Origin of the sequence: Phocaeicola sp. RTP21198st1_B8_RTP21198_201120 (genome assembly GCF_040929485.1) — a bacterium.
GTDB classification, from domain to species: Bacteria; Bacteroidota; Bacteroidia; order Bacteroidales; family Bacteroidaceae; genus Phocaeicola; species Phocaeicola dorei.
In genome coordinates, this window is record NZ_JBCOCI010000335.1 from 1 (window position 1) to 1,461 (window position 1,461).

Consider the following 1,461-nt stretch of genomic DNA (forward strand, 5'->3'; position numbering starts at 1 on the left):
CTGCAACAGTCTGATTAGAGTGATTCATAAAAGAATGTAAGGAACGCAAGTGGGCGTTATGCCCTGATTTGACTTCAATGGGATAAACCATAGAATCCTGCACCCACACATAATCGACTTCTGCATTAGAACCACTTTTATTACGCACCCAGAAACAACGTTTCTGACTGACTTTATCTGTCAGTGTCAACAGTTCTTGCGCTACAATCTGCTCCGCTATCATACCACGCCAAGCATCCATTATATCTTTTGCTCCCAAAACCTCTTTCTGTACCTGTGCCGCATAATTCACCAATCCTGTATCTAACCAGACCAGTTTGGGCATACGCTTTATTTCAGGAGTGGCCGGAACTTCCGTTGCCGTAGTCGGATAAACTAATTCCAGCAACAAAGTTATAAAGAATTTCCAAAGATGGGGCAAAACACCATTGATTTTGTTTCAAAGATGGGGCAAAGCCGCCTAATACTGTCGTAAATATGGGGCAAAAAGAACGTATTTACAATCAGCTAATCTACAAATTAGACGACTTACCATGTACTAACTCCAATCGTACATCGTAAATCGTCTAATCGTAAATGAACTTAATCGTAAATTATTTTTCTACTTCACGTCGAATGCAGCATCAATCAACGCTTTCAAGTTCAGATAATGACTTCTGTATATTCCACTGGAAGCATTTGCCGCATTGGTCAGGTCTCTTCTAAGATCAGTCAACTGTCCGCGTGCAATAGTCGGTGCTTCAGAAGGGAAATCGAAAGCTACGAGCGAATAACCACCCAGACTTCCGAGCGAACCGGAACTGTTCTTCGGTTTATCAAGCATTCCAATCAACGCATTGACATAAGTCTTTTGCAAACTACGTTGGGAAGCATCCGGTTTCTTTCCTCCTTGCATATCGCTCCAGATACTCTTCTTCAAATCACGGAACAAATCGTTGGCTGTGTATGCCTTCGCTCCGTTGACCAGTTCGTTGTCCGTCATCTTATCGAGTGTGCGGCTGCTAAGCAGTTGTTTCAATGTACTGCTCTGTACACGGTAGATCGAATTGAAAGTATTGATACCAGTTCTTTCGGACAGTTTATCATCCATCAGCCAGGTCGGTGTGGTAAACAGTTCCTTGTTCAGGAAGTCGACCGCTTTCTTCTGAATATCCTTCGGAACATATTCCACCGCTTTCATGTCTGTCTGTTCCACAGAAATCGGATTGTGGTAGATACCGGCCACATTGGTAGCCACATGGCCCATGTACAAGTCGAATTGTCCCACCACATTCTGATACAAACGGACAGCTTTCATATAACCTTCGTTCGGTTCATAAGTCCAGTTCATGATTTCAGGCATCACGCGTTTCAGGTTTTTGATACCATACGAACTTGCCAGCATGGCATCATCTCCCAAATCTTCACTCTGGTTGCGGGGATCGTTTCTGTCGAGTTCCGTTCCGAACGTATAGCGTTTGT

At 43.7% G+C, this 1,461-nt stretch carries 2 protein-coding genes; both read right to left on the minus strand.

Features of this window, described 5'->3' with window-relative positions:
* Window positions 1-391 (minus strand): DUF4143 domain-containing protein (locus tag AB5935_RS26010; protein ID WP_410525551.1); only part of this gene is annotated, 391 nt, incomplete at its 3' end.
* Between the two features lie 210 nt (window positions 392-601).
* The coding region (locus tag AB5935_RS26015; protein ID WP_368327876.1) for a zinc-dependent metalloprotease at window positions 602-1,461 on the minus strand (860 nt) is incomplete at its 5' end.